Consider the following 22,122-nt stretch of genomic DNA (forward strand, 5'->3'; position numbering starts at 1 on the left):
CCGTACCAGGAAGGCTCATGACCGACCTCCCCCGCCCCCTCGGCATGTCCCGTCGCGCGCTCCTGCGCGGCACGGCGGCCACGGCCGCGTACGCCGCGTCCTCGGAAAGCGCCCACGCGGCCACGGGCCACTCCACCTCCACCGGCCCCGGCGCGCTGAACGACCAGTCGGCGGTCCGTACCCTCACCGTCGGAGACACCCGGCTCACCTACGTCGTCGACGGCGCGATGGAGCTGGACCCCACGGGCTTCCTCCCCGCCGTCCCCGCCGCCTACTGGCGGGACCACCCCGAGGCGCTGACCCGGTCCGGCCGGATCGCCGCCTCGGCGGGCGGGCTGCTCGTAGAGCGGGGCGGGCGGCGGCTGCTGATCGACGCGGGACTCGGCGGCAACGTGCTCTCCCCGTCCCTCGGTGTCTCCCGCGCGGGCGCGTTGCCGGACACCCTGCGCCGGCTGCGGGTGCCCCCGGAGTCCGTCGACACCGTGGCTTTCACCCACCTGCACACCGACCACACCGGCCTGGGCTTCCGCACGGACGGCGAGCGGGTACCGCGCAAGGCGTTCCCGCGCGCCGACTACCTGGTGGCCGCCGCCGAATGGGAGCCCTTCTGGCGGCGCGAGATCGAGGTCGGTGCCCCGTCCTGGGACGGATTCATGGTGCCGATGTCGAGGGTGCTGCGGACGTTCGGCGACGGCGCGGAGATCTGGCCCGGCGTCACCGCGCTGGTCACCCCGGGCCACAGCCCCGGACACACCACCTACGTGATCGCTGCCTCCGGCGGACACCATGTCCTGGTCTTCGGCGACGCGTTCCACACCCCCGCCCAGCTGGCCCACCCCGAGTGGCCCTCCGGCCCCGACACGGACACCGGCGCGGTCCTGAAGGCCCGCCGGACCCTTCTGACCCGCCTCCTGCTGCCGCGCACCCACGCGTTCGCCTTCCACTTCGGCGACCAGGCCTTCGGGCGGGTCGTACGGGACGGCACGGGCACGGCCCGGTGGCGTCCGGATCCCGCCCGAAAACTCCTGCCGCCGCCGATCAGGATCTCCGAATTCCCCGGGTGACAGGGCGGCGAGGCCCCGCGGTCACAGCGGTTAGGGTGAATCCCGTGGAGCTCCTGCACCTGCGCTACTTCCTCGCCGTCGCCCAAGAACTGAACTTCTCCACCGCGGCCCGCAAACTGCACATGGCCGCATCCCCGTTGAGCCGGCGGATCAAGGACCTCGAGAACGAGGTCGGGCACCGGCTGTTCGACCGGGACACCCATCACGTGCGGCTCACCCCGGCCGGCAGCGCGCTGCTGCCGATCGCGCGCGGGGTGCTGGAGCAGGTCGACTCCATCCGGTGGCGGCTGGACGAGACGGCCCGGCCGGCGCGGACCACCCTGCTGCTCGGCGTCCCCAGCGGCGTCCATCCCGACCTGCGGGAACGGATGGACGCCCTCGCCGAGCGGGTCAGCGACCGGTTCGAGATCAAGCGCTGGCCCGGCGGCACCGACCGGCTCGTCGACGCGGTGTGCGACGGCAGACTGGCGCTGACCCTGGCCCGGCTCCCGGCCGGCGGCGACCCGGCGCTGGAGCAGGTGCCGGTGATGTCGGAGCGGCTCGGCGCGGTCGTGCCCCGGGACCGGTTCGCGGGGCGGGAGTCCGTCGCCCTCGCGGAACTGGCCGGACTCGCCTACGCGGGATCCCCGACGGCGGTGACCAACGCGTACTTCCGCGGACTCGACCAGCAGCTCGCCGAACTCGGCATCAAGAAGCGCGTCGAACTGGGCAGCGCCACCCTCGACGGAGTTTCCGAAATAGTGGCCAGTGGCCTGGCGTTCTCCATTTCGATGCTGGATCCCAGAAGTCCCGTGCAGAATTACCGTCTCGACAATGTCATCGTTCTTCCCTTCTCCGATTTCCATCCTCGTCTGGAGACCGGGCTGATCTGGCGCAAGGACCGGGCGCACGGCGGTGACCTGGAGGAAGTCGTGGCGGCGGCCCGCGAGGTGTTCGCCGAACCGCTCCACTCATAATCACCGGAAAACCTTCACGAAAAGCGGTATGACCACTGTGGTCATACCGCTTTTCGTTATTCGGTCATTCCATTCGCTTCCGTTCTCCGTGCGTATCGCGCTAACTTAGTTTCCAGATACACACACATGGCGAACCGAGGAGTGAAGAAAACCGATGACGGACATCACCGACACCGTCGCCGGCCCGCTGGAGGGCGTCCGCGTGATCGACCTCTCGACCGTGGTGATGGGCCCCTACGCCGCCCAGATCCTCGGCGACCTGGGCGCCGACGTGATCAAGATCGAGTCGCCGGCCGACACCGTGCGCGTCGGCCACTACCGCACCACCCCGGGCATGACCCCGCTGAACCTCAACGTCAACCGCAACAAGCGCAGCGTGTCCCTCAACCTCAAGGACGACACCGACCGCGAGCGCGCACTGCGGCTGATCGACACCGCGGACGTGCTGATCACCAACATGCGCCCCGGTGCCCTGCACCGCCTCGGCCTGTCCTACGACGAGATCGCCGCCCGCAACCCCGGCCTCGTCTACGCGCACGCCCAGGGCTTCCGCAGCGACTCGGACCGGGCCGGCAACGCCGCGTACGACGAGACCGTGCAGGCCGCCTCCGGCCTGGTCGACATCGCCGACCGGGCGCTGGGCGAGCCCGTCTACCTGCCGACCATCATCGGCGACAAGGTCTCCTCGCTGACCATCGCCTACAGCGTGCTGGCCGCCCTGCTGCACCGGAACAACACCGGACAGGGCCAGCTCATCGAGATCCCGATGACGGACACCCTGATCGCGTTCAACCTGGTCGAGCACCTCGCGGGCCACACCCACGTGCCCGAGACCGGCCCCACCGGCTTCGCGCTGTCGATGCTGAAGGGCCACAAGGCGGTGCGCACCAAGGACGGCCTGGCCTGCGTCATGCCGTACAACCCGCAGAACTACCGGGACTTCCTCACCGCCGCCGGACGCCCGGACCTCGCGGAGGACCCGCGGGTGAACGGGGACGCCATCGACAGCGCCGACCACGAGGACCTGGCCGCGCTCCTGGAGGTCTGCGCCCCGGCGCTGACCACCGAGGAGTGGGCGGAGGTGTGCGCCAAGCACAGCATCCCGATGGCCCCCGTACTGGAACTCGACCGCGCCCACGACGACCCCTACGTCCGCGACGGCCACCTCCTCGACACCGTCGAGCACCCGACCGAGGGCACGGTCCGCACCATCGGCATCCCGCTGCGCTTCTCCGCCACCCCCGGCTCGATCCGCCGCCTCGCACCGGTCGCGGGCCAGGACACCGAGGACGTTTTCGCCGAACTCGACGCCACCGCCCGCTGATTGCCACAGGAGGACAGTCATGAGCACCCCCACACCTCCCGTCGTGCGCACCGAACGCATCGGCTCCACCCTGCTGATCACCCTCGACCGCCCCGAGGCCCGCAACGCCGTGAACGCGGCGACCGCCACCGCGCTGGCCGCCGCACTCGACGCACTGGAGGCCGACCCCGCCCTGCGGGCCGGCGTCCTGACCGGCGAGGGCGGCACGTTCAGCGCCGGCATGGACCTCAAGGCCGCCCTGCGCGGCGAGTCGCCCGAGGTCGAGGGCCGCGGTTTCGGCGGCCTGACCGAGTCCCGGCCGGTCAAGCCCCTCATCGCCGCCGTGGAGGGCTTCGCCATGGGCGGCGGCTTCGAACTGGCCCTGGCCTGCGACCTGATCGTCGCCGCCGAGGACGCCCGGTTCGGGCTGCCCGAGGTCAAGCGCGGCCTGATCGCCGCGGGCGGCGGCGTGATCCGGCTGCCGCAGCGCATCCCGCACCACCTCGCGATGGAGCTCCTGCTGACCGGTGAGCCCGTCGACGGGCGCCGGGCCGGCGAACTGGGCCTGGCCAACCGGGTCACCGCCCAGGGGCAGGCCGTCGCCGAGGCGCTCCGGCTGGCCGAACGGGTCGCGGACAACGCCCCGCTCGCGCTGGCCGCCGTCAAGCGCGTCGTCCGCGCCGCCGACGGAGCGTCCGACGAGGAGGCCTTCGCCTTCCAGCGCGAGGAGATGAAGACCCTGATGTCCTCGGACGACGTCCGTGAGGGCATGACCGCCTTCGCCGAGCGCCGGCCCGCGCGGTGGACGGGGCGGTGAGACCGGCATGAGGACCGAGGACGTACGACAGCACCTCACCACCCCGCTCACCAGCCCGGCGTTCGCGCCGATGGTCCCGCGGTTCACCGACCGCGAGTACCTCAACGTCGTCTACCGCACCGACCCCGACGCCCTGCGGGCCGTCGTCCCCGAACCGCTGCGGATCGACGAGCCGCTGGTCCGGTTCGAGGTCATGAAGATGGGCGACGTCAGCGGCTACGGCCCCTACACCGAGGCCGGCCAGGCGATCCCCGTCAGCTTCGAGGGCGAGCGGGGCGAGTACCTGCACGCGATGTACCTCGACAACTTCCCGGCGACCGCCTCCGGCCGCGAGGTCGCCGCCTACCCGAAGGTCATCGGCTCCCCGTCGCTGTACGTGGACTCCGGCGCGCTCGTCGGCACCCTCGACCACGGCAGCCTGCGGGTCGCCACCGCGACCATGGGCTACAAGCACCACGAGCTGGACCGGCGCGAGGCCGAGGAGCAGATCGGCGTGCCGACGTTCATGGTCAAGACCGTCCCCGGCTACGACGGCGTGCCGCGCGTGCAGGAACTCGTCCGCACCCGCATCACCGACCTCACCGTCAAGCAGGCCTGGACCGGACCCGCCCGGCTCCAGCTGTTCCAGCACGTGCTGGCCCCGCTGGCCGACCTGCCGGTGCTCGAGGTCGTCTCAGCCAGCCACCTCCTCACCGACCTGACGCTCTCGGGCGTCGAGCCGGTCCACGACTACCTGAAGGGAGCCGCGGCATGACCCGCACCTTCCGTACGGCCGCGGTGATCGGCGCCGGGACCATCGGACTGTCCTGGACGGCCCTGTTCGCCGCGCACGGCCTGACCGTCCGGGTGAGCGACCCGCGCGAGGACCTCGCCGAGGCGGTCACCGAGGCGCTGGCGCAGTACTCCCCGCACCTGGCCGCCCGGGGCCTGGACGTGACCGGCCTCGCCGACCGGGTGCACATCGCGGCCGACGTCACCGACGCGGTCCGGGACGCGGACGTCGTGCAGGAGAACGGCCCCGAGCGGGCCGAGTTCAAGAAGGACCTGTTCGCCACCCTCGCCCGCGAGGCACCCGCACACGCCCTGCTGCTCAGCTCCTCGTCGGCGATCCCCTCGACCGCGTTCACGGGGGAGCTGGCCGACGAGGACGCCGCCCGCGTGCTGATCGGCCACCCGTTCAACCCGCCGCACCTGGTCCCGCTGGTCGAGGTCGTCCCCGGCGAACGCACCGGCGAGGAAGCTGTGCGGGCGGCCGTGGACTTCTACACCTCGGTCGGCCGCACCCCGGTCGTCGAGCGCAAGGAGGTCGCCGGCTTCGTCGGCAACCGGCTGCAGAACGCGCTCAGCCGTGAGGCGGTGTACCTCGTCGACCAGGGCGTGGTCACCCCCGAGGACCTCGACAAGGTCATGACCAACTCGCTGGGTCTGCGCTGGGCCACGGTCGGGCCGTTCCTCGGCTCGCACCTGGGCGGTGGGCCGGGCGGCTACCGGCACCTGGTCGCGCACATCGGCGCGTCGATGCAACAGACGGGAGCGGGCGGCGGCACCCCGCCGCTCGACGAGGAACGACAGGAACGGCTCATCGAAGCCGTGGAAAAGGCCTACGGCTCCTCCACGTACTCGGAACTCACCGAGACGCGCGACCGCAGGCAACTCGCTGTCCTGGCCGCCCTGGACAGCACCGAGAAGGAGGAGAACTGAGATGACCACCCCGACCGTCGGCCCCCTCACCGACGAACTGACCGCGGACTTCTACCACTACGAGTCGCTGCTGCCGGACGAGGAGCGCAAGATCCTCCTCAAGGCCCGCACGCTCATGCGCGACGAGGTCAAGCCGCTGGTCAACGACAACTGGGCCAAGGGCGAGTTCCCCGAGCAACTCATCTCCCTGTTCCGCGAGAGCGGCCTGGCCGGTCTGTCGTACGAGGGCTACGGCGAGCACCGCCCCGCGGTCAGCAACCTCCTCAGCGGCATGCTCGCCATGGAGATGACCCGCACCGACGCCTCCGTGTCGACCTTCTTCGGCGTCCACAACGGCCTGGCCATGTACTCCGTCCACTCCGGCGGCGACCAGGAACAGCGCGACCGCTGGCTCCCGGCCATGGCGGCCATGGACAAGATCGGCGCGTTCGCGATGACCGAGCCCCTCGGCGGCTCCGACGTCGCGGGCGGCATGCGCACCACCGCCCGGCGCGAGGGCGACACCTGGGTCCTGAACGGCGCCAAGAAGTGGATCGGCAACGCCACCTTCGCCGACTACGTCGTGGTGTGGGCCCGTGACGTCGACGACAACCACGTCAAGGGATTCGTCGTCGAGAAGGGCATGCCCGGCTTCGAGCCGGTGAAGATCGAGAACAAGCTCGCCTTCCGGATCGTGGAGAACGCCGAGATCACCCTGACCGACGTCCGGGTGCCGGAGGCGAACCGCCTGCAGAACATCAACTCCTTCCGGGACGTCGCCGAGATCCTGCGCGCGACCCGCGCCGGGGTCGCCTGGCAGGCCCTCGGTGTCATGGTCGGCGCCTACGAACTGGCCCTGGACTACGCCCGGGAGCGCCGCCAGTTCGGCCGTCCGATCGGCGGTTTCCAGCTCGTGCAGGACCTGCTGGTCAAGAGCCTCGGCAACATCACCGCGTCCTGGGGGATGCTGGTGCAGCTCGCCCGGCTCCAGGACGCCGGCATCTTCCGCGACGAACACTCCTCCCTGGCCAAGGCGTTCGTCACCTCCCGGATGCGGGAGGTCGTGGCCTGGAGCCGTGAGATCTTCGGCGGCAACGGCATCCTCCTCGACCACGACATCGCCCGCTTCTTCGCCGACGCGGAGGCGATCTACTCCTTCGAGGGCACCCGCGAGATGAACACCCTGATCGTCGGCAAGTCGATCACCGGTGAGAGCGCCTTCGTCTGATCACCGGCGCACGCGAGGACGAACCAACCCCGGGCTTCCACCCGGGGTTTCGTTCTGCCGGTCCGGATATTGCCTGGCCCGCCGGCCCCGGGGTGCGTACGGTCGGCGCGGTGAGCAGGAGACGCTACGTGGCCAGGGGAGTGCCCGGCGGCTACCGCATCTGGGACAACCGGGGGCGCCGCTGGTGGGGCGACTTCTACGAGTTGTGCCCCGACGACCTCCTGACCGAGCTCAACGGCCAGGCGGACCAGGCGCGGATCACCGCGTTGATGAGGCGCTACCGGGCGCAGAAGAGGTAGCCACAGCCGCATGCCGCGGTGCCCTGGGCAGGCGGCGTGCCCGCCAGGACGTCGACCGGGCCGCCCGGCGGTCCTGGTGCTCTGACTGTGGGCCGGCGCGCCGCGTAGCCCGCCGCCCGGTGCACCGGGCAGGTCGTCGAGGCGCCCAAGGGGACGGCACCTGCCCGCCGTTGCCCCGTCGCGCCGGGGTGTTCCGGGCCGCCTCGCGGTGTCCGGCCGACGGCCCGGGCGTGCTGGTGACCCGCTCGCCGCCCCCGTCCCCGGCGCACCGGCCGCCGACCGCCGGCCAACGTCGTCGAACCGCCCAAGAAGGCGCCTTCAGCGCACAGTTGGAGCCCGGAAACGCCCCACCACGCACGGCCGGAGGCCCCGGCGGCTGTCTGGATTGGCTGTTTCCCGGAGGAGGGCTTGCTGGCACCCTGGCGAGCACCCCGGGAGCCGCTGGGGGAGACCGGGGGACAATTCCGTCCAGGAGGACCGGAAGGAAGCGCCAGCATGATCGAGTGGAAGCCCCTGGGCACCGGAGTCAGACCTGTACCGCAGCCCGTGGCGACGCCGCTGGTCTGGGCCGGAGCCGGCGGCGGGGCACTGGTGCTGGTGGCACTCCTCAACACCGTGGTGGGGCCGGACCGGCCGGAACTGGCCCTGCCCGCGCTGTCCGTGCTGGCCGCCCTGCTGGGTCTGTGCGCACGCTTCACGGCCGCCCCCGGCACAGCCGTCCTGTGCTGGCTGTTCCTCAACGGCTTCGCCATACCGCCCGCAGGCGCCCTCACCTGGGCCGGTCACCGCGACACCACCTGGCTGGCCTGCCTGCTCACCGCCGCCCTCATCGGCACGGCCCTGGCCCGCCTCGTCCACGCCCGCGCCGCCTACCGCCGCCTGGCCCCCGACCTGGCCCGGCCCGACACCGCGACCGGCGACGGACCGTACGACACCTGACGCGGGCCTGCGAAACCCGAAGGGCGTCGCGGCGCTCGCCCTGGCACAAGGCCGGGGTCCAGGCCACGGTGTGCGGCCACAACGTGCCCCAGGAGGCGCCCGCCGCCTTCGTGCGGGCCGTCGTCGACGCCGACCGCCTCTGAGGCTTGCCGGGGGCAGAGTCACCGGTCAGAATGGTGACGTGAACCTCGACCATGTCTTCGTCTGCGGTAACCCGGCACTCGACTTCGCCGCCACGCTCCGAGCCCGCCGTTCGGCGCGCTTCGAGATGTTCGTGACGCCGGACCGGCTGACCGCGTGGTACGTGGAGTCCGGCCTGGTCGACGCGGTCTCCCCCGGCCAGGAGGCCGACATCGAGCGGGCGAGGGCCGTACGGGAAGCGGTCTACCAGCTCGTCACCGCCCGCCGGCTGGGGGAGGAGTACGACGGGACGGCGCTGACCGTCGTGAACAACGCGGCCCGCACGCCGCCCGCCGTGCCTCAGCTCACTCCGGCGGGGCGATGGACGCAGTCGACGCCGGACGAGGCCCTCTCCCTGGTGGCGCGCCACGCCGTGGAGCTCCTGAGCGGTCCGGACGTGCCCCTGCTCAAGGAGTGCGGGAACTCGGAGTGCACCCGCACCTACATCGACCGCTCACGGGGCATGCGGCGTCAGTGGTGCGGGATGGACTCCTGCGGCAACAAGATCAAGGCAGCCGCGTACCGGGCCCGCAAGAAGACCACGACGGCCTCCTGACCCGAACGTCAGGTCCTAGCCGCCGACGTACCAGCTGAAGCCGCCGTTGCTGGTGGCCACGGCCAGGAGTACGAGCCACAGGACCACGTCGACGATGCCGAGGATGATGCCGGCCTTCGCCATTCCGGCGCCGTTCCTGACCGACGCCTGCCTGCGGGCGACGGCGCCGAAGACGATGGCCAGCGGGCCGAGAACGATGTTCAGGAAGAACAGGCCGATGATGCCGCAGCACAGGCTCGCGATCGCCAGGCCGTTGGTGCGCGAACCGGAGGACGCAGCAGAGGAACTGCCGTAACTCGCCATGGGAAACTCCCAGTTGTCGATGGCACGGACCGAACGGGCCGCACTCTCCTCACTTTCGACTTGTTTTGTTCGAATGCCCCTCCGGGGCGTTCCCATGACAACCGATTCGGGAGAAGCTCCCGTCAGTTCTCCTGCACCAGCCCGGCGACGTGCGCGGTGACGGTGTCGAGGATGCCCGTCCAGGCCGAGTCGTCGCCGAGCACCAGGTAGTTGAGCGTCAGTCCGTCGGTCATGGCGGCCAGATAGCGGGCCAGCACGGGGACGGGCACCCGCAGCCGCAGGCCCATGGTCTGCCGCAACTGCTCGATGAGCTCGGTGTACGCCTCGGCGTACAGCTCGTACTGACGGCGTGCCAGATGCTCGAAACCGGGCTGGCGCAGGGCGTACTGCGTGAGCTCGTAGGTGAGCATGTGCTCGTCGGGGTGGGCCCGGACGTGGTCCCAGTACGCCTGGAACCCGGCCCGGACGGTCTCCTCAAGGGTGGCTCTGGGACGTATGGCCTCCTTCACCACCGTCACGTAGTGCCCGGTGATGGTGGTGATGACGGACTCGATCAGCTGCTGCTTGGAGTCGAAGCAGTAGTGGAAGACGCTCAGCGAGACGCCCGCCTCGGCGGCGATGGACCGGGTCGTCGTCCTGGGGACGCCGTCCCGGGCCATCGCCCTGATCGCCGCTTCGGTGAGCTGTCGCCGCCGCTCGGCGGACGGCAACCGTGCCATGGAGCCCCTCTCGTGGGTGTCAGCCGCTGTGGACGCCGACCTCGTTGAGGGAGTAGCCCCAGCCGGTGCCGCGCTCCAGCCCGTGGACGCGGACGTACCTGGCCGCTGTGCCGGCGAAGCGCGCGGTGTCCAGCCCGCCGTCACCAGCCGTCGTCGACCAGGCGGTCCGCCAGTTCACACCGTCGGCGGAGAGCTCGATCCGGTACGACTTCGCGTACGCGCGCTCCCAGTCGAGGGTGACCCGCCCGACGGTCTGCGGGGAGCCGAGGTCGACCTGGTACCACTGGTCGTCGCTCCAGTCGCTGGCCCAGCGGGTACGGCTGTCACCGTCGACGGCCCGGTGCGGCTGGTAGCTCGTGAACAGGCTCCACTCCGAGGAACTGGCCGATGTGGTCGCGCCGCGCGCGAGATTCGCCCCGGTCTCGTGGTGCTCGGAGGCCGCCCAGGTGTCGAGGTAGGACTCGGCGCCCCGGAACAGGTCGTCGACGACGTCCTGGCCGCCGACCCGGCGGATGTCCTCGATCCAGTCCGGGACGAGGCCGTAGTGGGCGGCGCCGTCGGTGTTCAGGTCCCAGGTGCGCTCGCCGGTGGTCTGCCGGTCGATGACCGAGCCGCCGTCGACGCTCTTGAACGGGTACGTGACCTTGTTCGGCGCGTCCGCCCCGCGTGGTCCCGGCCAGCCGCCGACGCCGTTCATGTCGGTGCCGTAGCCGTAGCCGACGCCGTACTTGTCGCGCACGGCCTCCGTGCGCTTCGCCTCCGCGATGAAGCCCTCGGAGCCGTGCATGTACTGGGCGATGAAGCCGCCGAGGCCGTAGACCCGCTCGGTCCAGTCCAGGTCCATCCAGCTGTGCGAGGAGAGCACGCCGGGGTAGGACTCGGCCTCGAAGATGTCGAGCACCCGGCCGGTGGCCTTGACGCTCATGTGGTCGATCTCCAGCATCATCTTGCGTTTCATCATGCCGCGCACGGCGTACTCACCGAGATCGGTGAGTCCCCGGACGTTGCACTGCGCGTCGGCGCTGTACGACGGGACCTCCTCGCCCGCCGGGAGCTCGGCCTCCGCCGCGGGCGCCGCCGCGTTGCCGATGGGGTTGTCGGCCTGCGGGCCGGTGCACTTCTCGGTCTTCCAGTACGTGCCGGTCGACAGGAACTGCCCGACGTTGATGGCCGTTCCGAGCGAGCCCGAGTCGAAACGCACCCCGCACAGGGCGTTGTCGAACTTGTGGCACAGGAACATGCTGCGCACGCCCAGGGCGTGCAGTTCGTCCAGGCCCTTGTCGATGTCCGCCTTGCTGCACTGCGCGATGTCCAGGACCTGCTTGCAGCCGAAGGGCTCGGAGGTCTCGACGCCCATGATCACCGCCAGCTTGCCCTGCTCGATGACCTTGCGGGCCTGCGCGCTGTCGGTGACGACCCGGAACCATCCCTTGCCGGCCCCGCCGTACATCCTGTCGACGAAGGCCTGCATGTCGTACGTCAGCTTGGCCTGCAGCCGGATGGACGTCATCTCGTCGCAGGAGCGGTCCTTGAAGAAGTACACCGAGCAGATCACGCCGTTGGTGACGAGGTCGTTGACCAGCACCCGCTGCCCGCCGCGCCAGGCCCGCTCGACCCAGGCGTAGTAGTTCTGCTGGTGGGTCAGCGAGTCGTGCGCGGGCCAGTCCTTGAAGGTGGGCCAGCCGTTCGGGTCGTGCTTGCCGTCGCCGCCGTTGGTGATGAAGTCGAAGATCGCGAGCGAGCCGTCGGGGTAGTGCTCGGGGCAGTCCTTGAGCGCGTCGGCCACGCCCTGCTCGGAGAACGCCTTTCCGCAGATCAGACGGCCGCCGAAGGCCTCGTTGGAGAAGATGTGGTCGTGCGCGTCGACGAACCCGCGCACCTCGCCCTGGGCGTTCGTGCCGGTGAAGGGCTCGCCGGTGACGTTGATCCGGGAGTCCGGCGCGGGCCGTGCGGTCGGCTCCCACCAGTCGTTCCCGGCCGCCGCACTCGGTGTCGGGCCGAGCGTGATCGACAGCACGAGCAGGAGCAGCGACACAACGGTGACGTGTTTGCGTCTGCGGTACGGGCGTCCGGAACTGGTCACAGCCCACGTCCCTCGGTCGGCGGGTCGCGCGGTCGGTGAACCGGGTGCTCCGGGGCCGGAAGCCGGTCCCGCAGTGCCTTGTCATGACCTCGCAAAGTGTGCGACGAGAATCGCCACTACCGCTTTACGAGTCAAGAGTCCGGGACGGTTGACCTGATGACGGGGACGGGCCGACTCACCCCGGGGGATCCCGCGTCGGCCGGGGCCACAACGAACCCCAGGCCGCCGACCTGGGGTTTCGGGGAGCGGGTGGCAGGCCCCGCCTGCTTCGACGTGATCAGCCCGAAACGGGAGCGGAACCGCCGGAGGCTTCGTTCGCGGCACGGCGGTACTCGGCGTTGATGCGCTGAGCTTCCTCGAGCTGGTCCTCGAGGATGACGATGCGGCAGGCGGCCTCGATCGGGGTTCCCCTGTCGACGAGCTCGCGGGCGCGCGCGGCGATCCGCAGCTGGTAGCGGGAGTACCGGCGGTGCCCGCCCTCCGAGCGCAGCGGCGTGATCAGACGGGCCTCACCGATGGCCCGCAGGAAGCCTGGGGTGGTGCCGAGCATCTCGGCGGCCCGGCCCATGGTGTAGGCCGGGTAGTCGTCGTCGTCCAGACGATTGCTGAGCGGGGTATCTGCTGCTGCCATGTCACCTCGTAGTACAACGCGTCGAGGGGCCCTGGTGCCGTACGGCACCAGGGCCCCGAAGGAAATTCAACACCATCTGTCGGCCCTCATGCTGTGCCGACCTTCTGTTTCCGCTACCCGGCCCGGCTTCGGGAGGGGTGCGGGGATCGCGGCTGCGTGACCGGGGACCACCATCCAATCCGGGGTCTTGCGGTACCCGGACCGAGCGCTTGCCGGGCCGGGCGATCCTGATGGCGTCTGCTCCTCCGTCCTTCCTCGGGTCTCGTCTGACCATGTCTACGAGAAGAAGGCTAACCACGGCGAGAGCCAATGTCTACCCTGACAAAGATAGATTTTGGAGTTCGGTGGGCACAGGCATCCTGTGGCTCGGATCACGGGCGGGCGCGAGGACGAGCTCGTGGACGAGTCCACGGATGGACCAGTCGTCACACGGATGGCGCGGTGACACGACAGTGAGGGCCCTGCCGACGCGCGTCGGCAGGGCCCTCACTTGTTCCTGGTGGCGGTCACCCGCCGGTGTTTCACCCCTCCGGGATGTCCCGGAGACGGACTCGGTCCGTGTAGGTGGGGGCGTCCCTCAGGACGGTGAGCCGGGCCAGGGTGATCAGGCCCGTGCTCTGGTCGTCCCCGTCGCAGAGGACGAGGTGGTCGACCCGGGCGCCGGCCATGAGCGACAGCGCCACCTCGACCGTCATGTCGTCACGGATCCGAGGTGCGTGGGCCGTGGCGTGGTGCTGCGTCAGAACCGGCGTCATGGGTGTCTCCTGCCGAGAGGGGATGGCGGGCGGGCGCAGGGCTCTGCCTACGCAGCCGAGCCGAAGCCGGTCCGCCGCTGCGCCCTCGGGCGCGCCGCCTCGCCGGCGGGGCGGCCCTGGCCGGCGGGACGGCGGCCCCGGCGGCCCCGGGGCGAAGCGGACCCGCCACGGGGGCGCTCCGCGCGCGGCGCCGTGATGACGACCGGGATGCCGGAAGGGGCCTGGGCGCCGGTGATGCGGCTCAGCTCCGCCTCGCCGGAACGCACCTGGGCGATCTGGGGGGTGATGCCCGCCGACGACATCAGCCGGCTCATACCGCGACGCTGGGCCGGGGTCACCAGGGTGACCACGCTGCCGGACTCGCCGGCACGGGCCGTACGGCCGCCGCGGTGCAGGTAGTCCTTGTGGTCGCTGGGCGGGTCGACGTTGACGACCAGGTCGAGGTTGTCGACGTGGATGCCGCGCGCCGCGACGTTCGTCGCCACCAGGACCGTCACGTCCCCGCTCTTGAACTGGGCGAGGGTCCGGGTCCGCTGGGGCTGGGACTTGCCGCCGTGCAGGGCGGCGGCGCGGACACCGCTGCTCAGCAGGTGCGTGGTCAGCCGGTCCACGGCGTGCTTGGTGTCGAGGAACATGATCACCCGGCCGTCCCGCGCCGCGATCTCGGTGGTCGTCCGGTGCTTGTCCGCGTCGTGCACGTGGAGGACGTGGTGCTCCATCGTGGTGACCGCGCCCGCGGAGGGGTCGACGGAGTGGACCACCGGGTCGTGCAGGTAGGTGCGGACCAGCCGGTCGACGTTGCGGTCCAGGGTGGCCGAGAACAGCATCCGCTGGCCGCCGGGGCGCACCTGGTCGAGCAGGGCGGTGACCTGCGGCATGAAGCCCATGTCGGCCATCTGGTCGGCCTCGTCGAGGACGGTGATGCCGACGTCGTCCAGGCGGCAGTCGCCCCGGTCGATGAGGTCCTTGAGCCGCCCGGGCGTCGCGACGACCACCTCGGCACCGCCGCGCAGCGCACTGACCTGCCGGCCGATGGACATGCCGCCGACCACGGTGGCGAGCCGCAGGCTCACGGAGCGGGCGTACGGGGTGAGCGCGTCGGTGACCTGCTGGGCCAGCTCGCGGGTCGGCACGAGGACGAGGGCGAGCGGCTGCCGCGGCTCGGCACGCTGCCCCGCCGTCCGGGCCAGTACGGCGAGGCCGAAGGCCAGGGTCTTGCCGGAGCCGGTGCGGCCACGGCCGAGGACGTCACGACCGGCCAGGGAGTTCGGCAGGGTCGCCGCCTGGATCGGGAACGGCGCGGTCACGCCCTCGTGGCCGAGCGTGGCCAACAGCCGTGCGGGCATGTCGAGATCGGCGAACGACTCGACGGCGGGCAGCGGGGGAGTGATCGTCTTCGGCAGGGCGAACTCGCCCTGGGCGGGACGGCGATTTCCGTAGCCGTTGGAGCGGCGCGGACCACCGGAGCGGCGGCCGGCGCCGTCGCCTCCGAAACGGTCATATGTGCGGGGTGCGTGGGCACGCTTCATGCGGGACCTTCCTTGATGGGCACGTAGCAAGGAAATCCCGCAGCAGAGGAGCGGCGCAGAGAATCTCGAGACGAGCCGGAGTAGATGCGGCCGGATCGGACCGGCGGTGAAAAACAGCGAGCTGGGGCCCGCACCCCAGAGGTGCGGGCCCCAGCTGCGAAATATGCGCGAGCGCCGATGTCAGGCGGGCACGATGTTCTCGGCCGTCGGGCCCTTCTGGCCCTGCGCGATGTCGAACGACACCTTCTGACCTTCCAGCAGCTCGCGGAAGCCCTGGGTGGCGATGTTCGAGTAGTGGGCGAAGACGTCAGCGCCGCCGCCGTCCTGCTCGATGAAGCCGAAGCCCTTTTCCGCGTTGAACCACTTCACGGTGCCAGTAGCCATTTTGTTTCTCCTTCGGAGGCGGTTTCAGGAATTCACCCTTCGTGAATTCCGTGTCGCCGTGATGATTACCCCGTAGGAAATGAACCTTTTGGCAACCACACCTGCAACTGAGATCGACAGTAGCACGGTGCGATCGGCCATGCACCGACCGGAAATTCCGGCCCGGGCGGCGGTCGAGGAATATTCGGCGGGCCCCGCTTCTATTTCTCATTTTGCTGGCACAGATATTGGTCTCCGTGGGCACGGACCTTCCTGTCGCACTCCCGCGCCTCAGCCCTGTGACCTCCGCCGACGGGAGATGTGCCGCTGTCACCGCCGTCGCCGGACGGCACGGCGGCGGACGTGCCGTGGCGCCCCTCCCGCGACGAAGGTCACATCTCGCGCGGGCCGGGTCCTCATCCGCCACTGCGTCCGGCGACGCGGCCACCCCGTTAGCGGGTCGGTATATTCCTTGACGCGAATATTCGTTGTCAGGAATACTCGCCGCCATGGACGCACTGCTCACCGCACTGGCCGACCCGGCACGCTGGCGGCTGGTGAAGCTGCTGGCCGAGCGGCCCCGCCCGGTCGGTGTGCTCGCGCAGCTCGCCGAGGCGCGCCAGCCGCAGACGACCAAGCACCTGCAGACCCTCGAGCGCGCAGGCGTCGTCACCTCGCAGCGCACCGGCCAGCGCCGCGTCTACGCCCTCCACTCCGCTCCCTTGCGGGAGCTGGCGGCCGTGCTGAGCCGACTCGCCGACACCGTGGAAGAGGCCGGAAATCCGCGTGCGACGTACGACCGTCACGGGCTCGGCCTCCGCGCGGAACGGCTCGCCGCGGTGGAGCCGGGATGGGCCGACGGCCGCTCGTTCAGGTTCCTCCGCTCGCTGCCGGTGCGCCCCGAACGGGTGTGGCGCCACCTGACGCAAGCCCCGCTTCTCGCCCGCTGGTGGACGCCCGACGACCTCCGTGTCGGCGAGCTGGTCTTCGAGGCGCGAGAGGGCGGGCGGATCGTCCAGGAGTACCGCGATGCCGAGGACGCCGACGGCTCCGGCCCGGTCGCCGGGCGCGCCGAGGGAGTGGTCGAAGAGGTGCGCCCTCATGAGGGGCTCGCCTACCGGCTCTCCCCCCTGCTGCCCGACGGCAGCCTCGCTTTCACCGCCCACGTCGAACTGGGCCTGCGGCCCTCCGGCAGCGGCACCGACCTCGACGTCCACTGGCGGCTCACCGGCAGCACCGTCGAGGCCGCGGACTTCATCGCGGGCATCGAGATCGGCTTCGGCCAGAGCCTCGACAAGCTCGCGGCGATCCTCGCCGCGGACTCGCACGACACCGACATCACCGACACGGGGGGCACGACATGACCGACTCGACCGACCGCCGGGTGACCGCCAACCTGAGCCTCACCCTCGACGGGCGGTACCACGGTCCCGCCGGACCCGGTGATTTCGGCATGTTCGTGCCCTATGTGACCACCGAGGTCGCACGGGACCACCTCGCCCGCATCTGGGAAGGTGCGACGACGGCGGTGCTCGGACGGGTCAATGCCGAGGGATTCCTGGGGTATTGGCCGTCGGTCGCCGAAGACGAGACCGCCGACCCCCGCGATCGCGGATACGCGAAGTGGCTGGCCGGCGCGGAAAAGGTGGTCTTCTCGACCACCTTGGCCGAAGCGCCGTGGGACCGCGCCCGCGTGGTGAACGCCCCCGCCGCGGATGTCGTCGCCGAACTCAGGACCACCGGTGAGGGCGACATCCTCGTCAACAGCAGCCCGAGCATCATCAAGCCGCTTCTGGCGGCGGACCTGATCGACCGCCTGTACCTCCTGATCCTGCCCGAGATCGCCGGGGGCGGGCAGCGGCTGTTCGACGACGGCCTGCCGGCCTCGACGTGGACGCTCACCCGCCAGGAGACCGGCGAGCTGGGTGAGATCGCCATGGTCTACGACCGAGTTCGCTGACCCGGCTCGTCAGTGCACTCGATGCCCCCCGAAGCAGCCGCCGAGCTCCGATAGCATGTTCGAACTCGCGATGGTCCCTCCATCGCTCTCCATCTGCCCAGCCATTCGGATGAATCGGCCAAAAGATTGATAGCCAGAGCATCGCGGGTGTTTTCGCGAATAAGCGGCATGACTTCGTGGGGCGCGTGGCGCCATTGGCGCGCGCTGCTGTGGGTCGCGGCGGGTGTGGTCGCTTGCGGATTCCTCATCGCGCTGGAGATCGCCGCACGTCGCTACGGTGAACCGGGGCCGATCACCAACCAGGTGAAGGCCCTGGTCTTCGCCCCCAAGGCGGGGCCGCTGTACGGCGGTCTGGTGTTGATGATGGTGGTGCTCACCTGGCGCCAGCGGTTCGTGGCGGCCGGCGCCGCGATCGGCATCGACATCGTCCTCCTGCTGGTGCGGTGGGCTGTCGGCGCCAGGACGGACGGCGGCCACGTCTTCGGCACCGGTGCGCTGTGGGTGATGCTGGGCTTCGCGGTCGTCGCCGTCACGCGCCGCACCGGCCAAGAACGCGTCCTGCTGCTGAAGGGCGTCGGGCTGGGCCTGTTGCTGGTGGCCGCCCGCAAGACCGGCGACACCTGGCTGTTCATCACGGCGAAGACCCGCCCGACGGTGCTCGACCAGTACGTGGCGACCGCCGACCACGCCCTGGGCAACCCCTCGTGGCTGGCGGGCCGGATCGTCGAGGCCACCGACCCGTTCAGCAGCCACCTTCTCCAACTGGTCTACGGCCAGCTCGCGGTGGCCGCGGTGGTCGTCGCCTTCCACCAGCTGCGCAACGTGGCGGTCGAGCGCCGCTTCCCGAGCCATCACCTGGTGCGCACCTTCCTGGTGATCGGCCTTCTCGGCCCGGGCATCTACATGCTGTTCCCGGTCGTCGGACCGGTCTTCGCCTACGGCCCGGGCGCCTCCGGCACCGGCGGTGTGGAGTGGGCGGCGGCCAACCTGTGGCCGCACACGTCGCCGTCGATCGCCGTCCCGCACCCGATGACGTACGACGGGATCACCCCCCGCAACTGCATGCCCAGCCTGCACACGGCGTGGGCCGTCGCGATCTTCATCCATTCCCGCAGGGCGCCACGGATGCTGCGGTTCGCGGGCACGTTCTGGCTGATCGTCACCCTCGCCGCGACGCTGGGATTCGGCTACCACTACGGCGTGGATCTCGTCGCCGGGGTGGTGTTCGCGCTCACCATCGAGGCTGCCCTGCGCTCGCTCGAGCGCGGCTGGGACCGGCAGGGAATCCAGCTGGTCGTCTACGGCACCACGGTCTTCACCGCGCTCTTGGTGTCGTACCGCTATCTGCCGATGGAGATGGCCAGATATCCGGAGGTGTCCGGTCCCCTTCTCATCCTGGCGATGACCTCAGTGATCTACGGCTACGTCAGGACCACCCGGATCCCCGCTCAGCGGTCGGGAACCCTCCGAGTTCTGGAAGCGGACGCTGCGCCGGGCGGCGCCATCGTCGTAGGGCAAGCCGTAGGACAGTCCGGAGGACAAGAAGGAGCCGCTCCGACGGGCGCTCCTTCACCGGAGCTTCGTTGACCGCTCGTATGCCGATCCGGCGAGCGCCCTCCGACCCTGCCGGGTGAGAGGAGCTCTCCGCCGCGCACCCCGGCCCGTCGGGCCGCTGGGAGGAGTAGGCTCGAATCACCGAGGATATTTCGAACACCGGCTCTCAGGCCCGTGTCGTTTTCGGCGATTCACTATTCCGGGCCGACCTCCGTCGGCCCGGGGCAGGGTTCGCGTCATGACTGCGACCATTTCCCGCCCGCCGACGACCCAAGCCGAGGACCGGCTCTCCCCGCTCTCTCCGCGACTGTCGTTGGCACCCGTCGGCTCCGCACCGGCCCTGCTGGACGGCGCCTGGTGGCCCCGCTCCCGTGATCTCGAGGCGGAGCTGCCGTCCCTGACCGCCGTACTGGATCCGCTGTGGGGGCGGATCACCCGGGTCACGGTGAATCCCACCGCATGGCCGGTCATCCCGCGCAAGGTGCCCGTCGCCGGGCACGTGGTGAACGTGGGCTGGTTCCTGGCCGAGCAGGACCCGCACGAACTGCTGTTGCTCTCCTACCACGTGGGCCGCTGGAACCTCCTGGTCGTCCCGCCGCTGACGGCTCCCGACACGGCCGCCTGGCTGATGGCCGCCGCGAGTGACCCACGGGGCATGTCGACCGCGAGCCGGTTGATGGAGGAGGCGGCGCGTCGGCGGATGCTGCGCGACGCCGACCGGGCCGTCGAAGCGGTCTGGGACTCCGAAGGAGGGCACGAGTCCCGCGACGTGGCCGCGCCTCCACAGGCGTCGGCCATGACCGTCGCGATGCCGCAGCAGCCGAAGGGAAGGTGAGGACCATGGAGATCTTCGTGACCGTGGCCGTGATCCTGGGAATGATCGTGGTCGGTGCGCTCCTCATCCGGCTGCTCAATTCGCAGCACGGCGACCGCATGGCCGGCGTCCACTACGGCCATACCGGGATGCCTGTCACGGGACCGGCTCCGTCGGCTCGGCGCAGGGCCCGAGGCAGGGCGGCGTCGAGCGGCGCCGGCCGCCGCGACCTTCCCGGGCCCGGCGTACGCGGGCGGCTCCGCCAGCGCGGCCGTGAGACAGCGAGCCCCACCCCTCCGGCAGGCTCGCCCGGCCCGTCACCCGACGGACCGCACTGACCGGACCGGCAGCGCGACGCGGATGTCGGACCGGACCGGCAGCGTTGCCCGACAGGGGCGTCCGGAACGCCTGACGGCGGGCTCAGTCGATGGCGGTGAGGTGGTCGGCGCCGCCGCCTCGCCACTCGACGAGGAAGATGGTCGCGTCGTCCGTCGTGGTGCCGCCCCGTTCGTGTTTCAGGGCGTGCGAGAGGGCCCGCACCACCGCCCGTACCTCGGTGCGGTCGCGGAGGATCCGGTTGGTCCAGTCGATGAGCTGCTCCTCGCCGAACTGCTGCCCGCCGGCCTGGTGCTCCTCGATCAGACCGTCGGTGAAGCACAGCAACCGGTCGCCGGGTTGCAGCATCCGCTCGCTGACCACCGGCTCCTCGCCGCCGAAGCCGACGGGCAGTGTGGTGGGGCTGTCCAGCCGGTCCACGACGGCGCGGTCCCGGATCAGGAGCGGAGCCGGGTGGCCGGCGTTGACCCACTGGAGCCGGCCCGTGGTGATGTCCAGGATCATCATCTGCGCGGTGACGAAGTGGTCGTGGCCGAACTGGTCGTTGATGGCCCGGTCCATGAACGCGTACACCTGGGACAGATCGGTGTGGGCCCGTCGCGTGTGGCGATAGGCGCCGACGGCCACCGTCGCCATGGTCGCCGCGTCCAGCCCGTGGCCCATCGCGTCGAGCATGGCCACGTGAAGGATGTCGCCGTTGAGGGCGTAGTCGAAGCTGTCGCCGGCCACGTCGTAGGCGGGCTCCAGGATGCCGGCCACCTCGACCTGCGGAACGGTCATCGACAGCGGGGGCAGCAACGACCACTGGATCTCCGCGGCCACGCTCATCGGGGCGCTGCGGCGGGCCTGGAAGAACTGGTCGGTGTAGGAGTCCTTGGTGACGATCATGTCGGCGACCAGACCGGCGAGTCTGCGGAGCAGCCGCCGGTCGTCGTCATCGACGCTGTCCAGGGTGACGGCCATGACCCCGATCTGGTCGCTGCCGTCCAGCAGTGGCAGGTACATCCGCACACTGCCGCCCTGCGGCACCTCCACCGTTCTGAGGCTCAGGAACGCCTCGCCGGCGGGGGAGCCCTCGACCGGCTCGGGGCCGCCGACCTTCAGCCTCCGGCCCGGCAGCGGCACCAGCAGCACCTGTTCGTAGTCCTGCAGGAGGATGGAGACCTCCCGCCCCCCGACCCTGGCCACCTCTTCCGCGACGAGTGGGGCGATCAAGTCCGGCGGCATCTCGTGGGCACGGTCCAGCAGCACACCCAAAAGTCGCTCGCCGAACCCCTCCGACCGGTCCACCCCGAGCCTGTCCGGCCGCCGCCCGTCCGTCATCGCTGCTCGCTTCCCTTCGTTCCGGGGTCATGGCGAGCCGATCACGCCCTAGGCGGCATGTCGCCCCGAGCGCCCCTCGCCGCACAAGGCTCGGGCCGAAGGGGGACCTCCTTCAGGGCCTGTGTGCAACGGCCCCGGCGTTTGCACACCGGGGCCGCCCTTCCGGGCCTTGGCACGTGAGAGTGCACTGACCCACTGGCCATCGTAGGCCCTATTGCACCATTTCATCCGTAATTGTTTACAAAGTGGACGGGAAGGAGTCAGAGTCGAGTGGGGGCAGGAGGCAACCATGACCGTCCTCGCGGCGTTTCTTATCGTCATCGGGACGATATTGATCCTGATCGGGACGGTCCTGATCTTCCTCGGCACACTGCTGATCCTCATAGGGATTGCTCTGGTGGCTGTTGGGGCCTACTTGCTCATCCGGAGAGCGCTGAGGCGGGAGCAGTAGGAATGGCCGGACCGGAGGGTGAAGGAGCGCGTGATGAGCAGGGGCGTGGTGGGCTTGATCGCGGGAATGGCGCTGGGGTTCGCCGCGTATTTCGGCAACTTCTGGGCTTTCCTGCTGGTGCTGGGGCTGGGCCTCGTCGGTCTCGTGATCGGGCGGCTCATGGACGGCGATCTCGAACCGGGCGACTTCATCCGCCGCCGGGACCGGCAGGACCGGATCCGCGACGACCGGCGACGGGCCAGGGGAGACCGGCTGCGCTGACCGGCGAGCCGATCCGCG

25 protein-coding genes are annotated in these 22,122 nt (G+C 70.4%); 17 read left to right on the plus strand and 8 right to left on the minus strand.

Annotated elements, in window-relative coordinates; all coding sequences use genetic code 11:
- Positions 1 to 17: 17 nt before the first annotated feature.
- From AB0G20_RS06830 to AB0G20_RS06875, 10 genes are all read left to right on the plus strand, one after another.
- Complete coding sequence (locus AB0G20_RS06830) at positions 18 to 1,064, plus strand: MBL fold metallo-hydrolase (protein ID WP_361296878.1); 1,047 nt, start codon at positions 18 to 20, stop codon at positions 1,062 to 1,064.
- 44 nt (positions 1,065 to 1,108) lie between these two features.
- Positions 1,109 to 2,020, plus strand: coding sequence for a LysR family transcriptional regulator (locus AB0G20_RS06835; RefSeq protein ID WP_361296881.1), 912 nt, complete (start codon positions 1,109 to 1,111; stop codon positions 2,018 to 2,020).
- Between the two features lie 154 nt (positions 2,021 to 2,174).
- Positions 2,175 to 3,344 (plus strand): CoA transferase, encoded by a 1,170-nt coding sequence (locus AB0G20_RS06840; protein WP_361296884.1) that lies wholly within the window; start codon positions 2,175 to 2,177, stop codon positions 3,342 to 3,344.
- A 19-nt stretch (positions 3,345 to 3,363) separates the two neighbouring features.
- Positions 3,364 to 4,140, plus strand: a complete 777-nt coding sequence (locus AB0G20_RS06845; protein WP_361296887.1) for a crotonase/enoyl-CoA hydratase family protein — start codon at positions 3,364 to 3,366, stop codon at positions 4,138 to 4,140.
- A 7-nt stretch (positions 4,141 to 4,147) separates the two neighbouring features.
- Positions 4,148 to 4,894 carry an acetoacetate decarboxylase gene (locus AB0G20_RS06850; protein WP_361296890.1) on the plus strand — a complete coding sequence of 249 codons (747 nt, stop codon included), beginning with the start codon at positions 4,148 to 4,150 and terminating at the stop codon, positions 4,892 to 4,894.
- On the plus strand, positions 4,891 to 5,841 hold the full coding sequence (locus AB0G20_RS06855) for a 3-hydroxyacyl-CoA dehydrogenase NAD-binding domain-containing protein (RefSeq protein ID WP_361296893.1): 951 nt from the start codon (positions 4,891 to 4,893) through the stop codon (positions 5,839 to 5,841). Before AB0G20_RS06850 ends, AB0G20_RS06855 begins: the two co-directional genes overlap by 4 nt.
- Position 5,842: 1 nt before the next feature.
- Positions 5,843 to 7,048: an acyl-CoA dehydrogenase family protein gene (locus tag AB0G20_RS06860; RefSeq protein ID WP_361296896.1), complete on the plus strand. Its 1,206-nt coding sequence runs from the start codon at positions 5,843 to 5,845 to the stop codon at positions 7,046 to 7,048.
- Positions 7,049 to 7,158: 110 nt separating this feature from the next.
- Complete coding sequence (locus AB0G20_RS06865) at positions 7,159 to 7,347, plus strand: hypothetical protein (protein WP_361296899.1); 189 nt, start codon at positions 7,159 to 7,161, stop codon at positions 7,345 to 7,347.
- Between the two features lie 495 nt (positions 7,348 to 7,842).
- Positions 7,843 to 8,286 (plus strand): hypothetical protein, encoded by a 444-nt coding sequence (locus AB0G20_RS06870; RefSeq protein ID WP_361296902.1) that lies wholly within the window; start codon positions 7,843 to 7,845, stop codon positions 8,284 to 8,286.
- 181 nt (positions 8,287 to 8,467) lie between these two features.
- Positions 8,468 to 9,022, plus strand: coding sequence for a CGNR zinc finger domain-containing protein (locus AB0G20_RS06875; RefSeq protein ID WP_361296905.1), 555 nt, complete (start codon positions 8,468 to 8,470; stop codon positions 9,020 to 9,022).
- Between the two features lie 15 nt (positions 9,023 to 9,037).
- Here the strand turns inward: AB0G20_RS06875 and AB0G20_RS06880 are convergent, their stop codons facing one another.
- The 7 genes from AB0G20_RS06880 to AB0G20_RS06910 all read right to left on the minus strand — a co-directional run bounded on the left by AB0G20_RS06880 (position 9,038) and on the right by AB0G20_RS06910 (position 15,426).
- Complete coding sequence (locus AB0G20_RS06880; RefSeq protein WP_361296908.1) at positions 9,038 to 9,325, minus strand: DUF4190 domain-containing protein; 288 nt, start codon at positions 9,323 to 9,325, stop codon at positions 9,038 to 9,040.
- Between the two features lie 122 nt (positions 9,326 to 9,447).
- Positions 9,448 to 10,044 carry a TetR/AcrR family transcriptional regulator gene (locus AB0G20_RS06885; RefSeq protein ID WP_361296911.1) on the minus strand — a complete coding sequence of 199 codons (597 nt, stop codon included), beginning with the start codon at positions 10,042 to 10,044 and terminating at the stop codon, positions 9,448 to 9,450.
- Between the two features lie 19 nt (positions 10,045 to 10,063).
- A complete protein-coding gene (locus AB0G20_RS06890) occupies positions 10,064 to 12,127 on the minus strand; it encodes a discoidin domain-containing protein (protein WP_361296913.1) in 2,064 nt (687 codons plus the stop codon).
- Between the two features lie 277 nt (positions 12,128 to 12,404).
- Positions 12,405 to 12,758, minus strand: coding sequence for a MerR family transcriptional regulator (locus tag AB0G20_RS06895; protein ID WP_361296916.1), 354 nt, complete (start codon positions 12,756 to 12,758; stop codon positions 12,405 to 12,407).
- Between the two features lie 521 nt (positions 12,759 to 13,279).
- Positions 13,280 to 13,513 (minus strand): CBS domain-containing protein, encoded by a 234-nt coding sequence (locus AB0G20_RS06900; protein WP_361296919.1) that lies wholly within the window; start codon positions 13,511 to 13,513, stop codon positions 13,280 to 13,282.
- Between the two features lie 47 nt (positions 13,514 to 13,560).
- Complete coding sequence (locus AB0G20_RS06905; protein ID WP_361296922.1) at positions 13,561 to 15,042, minus strand: DEAD/DEAH box helicase; 1,482 nt, start codon at positions 15,040 to 15,042, stop codon at positions 13,561 to 13,563.
- A 180-nt stretch (positions 15,043 to 15,222) separates the two neighbouring features.
- Entirely contained in the window at positions 15,223 to 15,426 is a 204-nt protein-coding gene (locus tag AB0G20_RS06910; protein WP_028799214.1) for a cold-shock protein, read from the minus strand.
- Positions 15,427 to 15,914: 488 nt separating this feature from the next.
- On the opposite strand from AB0G20_RS06910, the gene AB0G20_RS06915 reads away from it, so the two are divergent.
- From AB0G20_RS06915 to AB0G20_RS06935, 5 genes are all read left to right on the plus strand, one after another.
- A complete protein-coding gene (locus AB0G20_RS06915; protein WP_361296925.1) occupies positions 15,915 to 16,769 on the plus strand; it encodes a metalloregulator ArsR/SmtB family transcription factor in 855 nt (284 codons plus the stop codon).
- Positions 16,766 to 17,365, plus strand: a complete 600-nt coding sequence (locus AB0G20_RS06920) for a dihydrofolate reductase family protein (RefSeq protein WP_361296928.1) — start codon at positions 16,766 to 16,768, stop codon at positions 17,363 to 17,365. Before AB0G20_RS06915 ends, AB0G20_RS06920 begins: the two co-directional genes overlap by 4 nt.
- A gap of 168 nt (positions 17,366 to 17,533) precedes the next feature.
- Positions 17,534 to 18,952, plus strand: a complete 1,419-nt coding sequence (locus tag AB0G20_RS06925; RefSeq protein WP_361296931.1) for a phosphatase PAP2 family protein — start codon at positions 17,534 to 17,536, stop codon at positions 18,950 to 18,952.
- A gap of 205 nt (positions 18,953 to 19,157) precedes the next feature.
- Entirely contained in the window at positions 19,158 to 19,754 is a 597-nt protein-coding gene (locus tag AB0G20_RS06930; protein ID WP_361296934.1) for a DUF5994 family protein, read from the plus strand.
- Between the two features lie 5 nt (positions 19,755 to 19,759).
- Positions 19,760 to 20,071, plus strand: coding sequence for a hypothetical protein (locus AB0G20_RS06935; RefSeq protein WP_361296937.1), 312 nt, complete (start codon positions 19,760 to 19,762; stop codon positions 20,069 to 20,071).
- Between the two features lie 82 nt (positions 20,072 to 20,153).
- Here AB0G20_RS06935 and AB0G20_RS06940 read toward each other — a convergent pair whose 3' ends face one another.
- Positions 20,154 to 21,392, minus strand: a complete 1,239-nt coding sequence (locus AB0G20_RS06940) for a PP2C family protein-serine/threonine phosphatase (protein ID WP_361296940.1) — start codon at positions 21,390 to 21,392, stop codon at positions 20,154 to 20,156.
- A gap of 289 nt (positions 21,393 to 21,681) precedes the next feature.
- Between AB0G20_RS06940 and AB0G20_RS06945 the strand changes: the two genes are divergently transcribed.
- Positions 21,682 to 21,843: a hypothetical protein gene (locus AB0G20_RS06945; protein ID WP_361296943.1), complete on the plus strand. Its 162-nt coding sequence runs from the start codon at positions 21,682 to 21,684 to the stop codon at positions 21,841 to 21,843.
- A gap of 33 nt (positions 21,844 to 21,876) precedes the next feature.
- Positions 21,877 to 22,104 (plus strand): hypothetical protein, encoded by a 228-nt coding sequence (locus tag AB0G20_RS06950; RefSeq protein WP_361296946.1) that lies wholly within the window; start codon positions 21,877 to 21,879, stop codon positions 22,102 to 22,104.
- Positions 22,105 to 22,122: the final 18 nt, after the last annotated feature.

Source organism: Streptomyces sp. NPDC024017 (assembly GCF_040638895.1).
Lineage (GTDB): Bacteria > Actinomycetota > Actinomycetes > Streptomycetales > Streptomycetaceae > Streptomyces.

Coding starts and splice junctions, on each gene's coding strand:
- AB0G20_RS06870 (WP_361296902.1), top strand. CDS start 7,843: ATGATCGAGTGGAAGCCCCTGGGCACCGGAGTCAGACCTGTACCGCAG.
- AB0G20_RS06945 (WP_361296943.1), top strand. CDS start 21,682: ATGACCGTCCTCGCGGCGTTTCTTATCGTCATCGGGACGATATTGATC.
- AB0G20_RS06885 (WP_361296911.1), bottom strand. CDS start 10,044: ATGGCACGGTTGCCGTCCGCCGAGCGGCGGCGACAGCTCACCGAAGCG.
- AB0G20_RS06935 (WP_361296937.1), top strand. CDS start 19,760: ATGGAGATCTTCGTGACCGTGGCCGTGATCCTGGGAATGATCGTGGTC.
- AB0G20_RS06845 (WP_361296887.1), top strand. CDS start 3,364: ATGAGCACCCCCACACCTCCCGTCGTGCGCACCGAACGCATCGGCTCC.
- AB0G20_RS06950 (WP_361296946.1), top strand. CDS start 21,877: ATGAGCAGGGGCGTGGTGGGCTTGATCGCGGGAATGGCGCTGGGGTTC.
- AB0G20_RS06830 (WP_361296878.1), top strand. CDS start 18: ATGACCGACCTCCCCCGCCCCCTCGGCATGTCCCGTCGCGCGCTCCTG.
- AB0G20_RS06895 (WP_361296916.1), bottom strand. CDS start 12,758: ATGGCAGCAGCAGATACCCCGCTCAGCAATCGTCTGGACGACGACGAC.
- AB0G20_RS06855 (WP_361296893.1), top strand. CDS start 4,891: ATGACCCGCACCTTCCGTACGGCCGCGGTGATCGGCGCCGGGACCATC.
- AB0G20_RS06850 (WP_361296890.1), top strand. CDS start 4,148: ATGAGGACCGAGGACGTACGACAGCACCTCACCACCCCGCTCACCAGC.
- AB0G20_RS06920 (WP_361296928.1), top strand. CDS start 16,766: ATGACCGACTCGACCGACCGCCGGGTGACCGCCAACCTGAGCCTCACC.
- AB0G20_RS06940 (WP_361296940.1), bottom strand. CDS start 21,392: ATGACGGACGGGCGGCGGCCGGACAGGCTCGGGGTGGACCGGTCGGAG.
- AB0G20_RS06915 (WP_361296925.1), top strand. CDS start 15,915: ATGGACGCACTGCTCACCGCACTGGCCGACCCGGCACGCTGGCGGCTG.
- AB0G20_RS06910 (WP_028799214.1), bottom strand. CDS start 15,426: ATGGCTACTGGCACCGTGAAGTGGTTCAACGCGGAAAAGGGCTTCGGC.
- AB0G20_RS06880 (WP_361296908.1), bottom strand. CDS start 9,325: ATGGCGAGTTACGGCAGTTCCTCTGCTGCGTCCTCCGGTTCGCGCACC.
- AB0G20_RS06925 (WP_361296931.1), top strand. CDS start 17,534: ATGACTTCGTGGGGCGCGTGGCGCCATTGGCGCGCGCTGCTGTGGGTC.
- AB0G20_RS06900 (WP_361296919.1), bottom strand. CDS start 13,513: ATGACGCCGGTTCTGACGCAGCACCACGCCACGGCCCACGCACCTCGG.
- AB0G20_RS06930 (WP_361296934.1), top strand. CDS start 19,158: ATGACTGCGACCATTTCCCGCCCGCCGACGACCCAAGCCGAGGACCGG.
- AB0G20_RS06905 (WP_361296922.1), bottom strand. CDS start 15,042: ATGAAGCGTGCCCACGCACCCCGCACATATGACCGTTTCGGAGGCGAC.
- AB0G20_RS06840 (WP_361296884.1), top strand. CDS start 2,175: ATGACGGACATCACCGACACCGTCGCCGGCCCGCTGGAGGGCGTCCGC.
- AB0G20_RS06860 (WP_361296896.1), top strand. CDS start 5,843: ATGACCACCCCGACCGTCGGCCCCCTCACCGACGAACTGACCGCGGAC.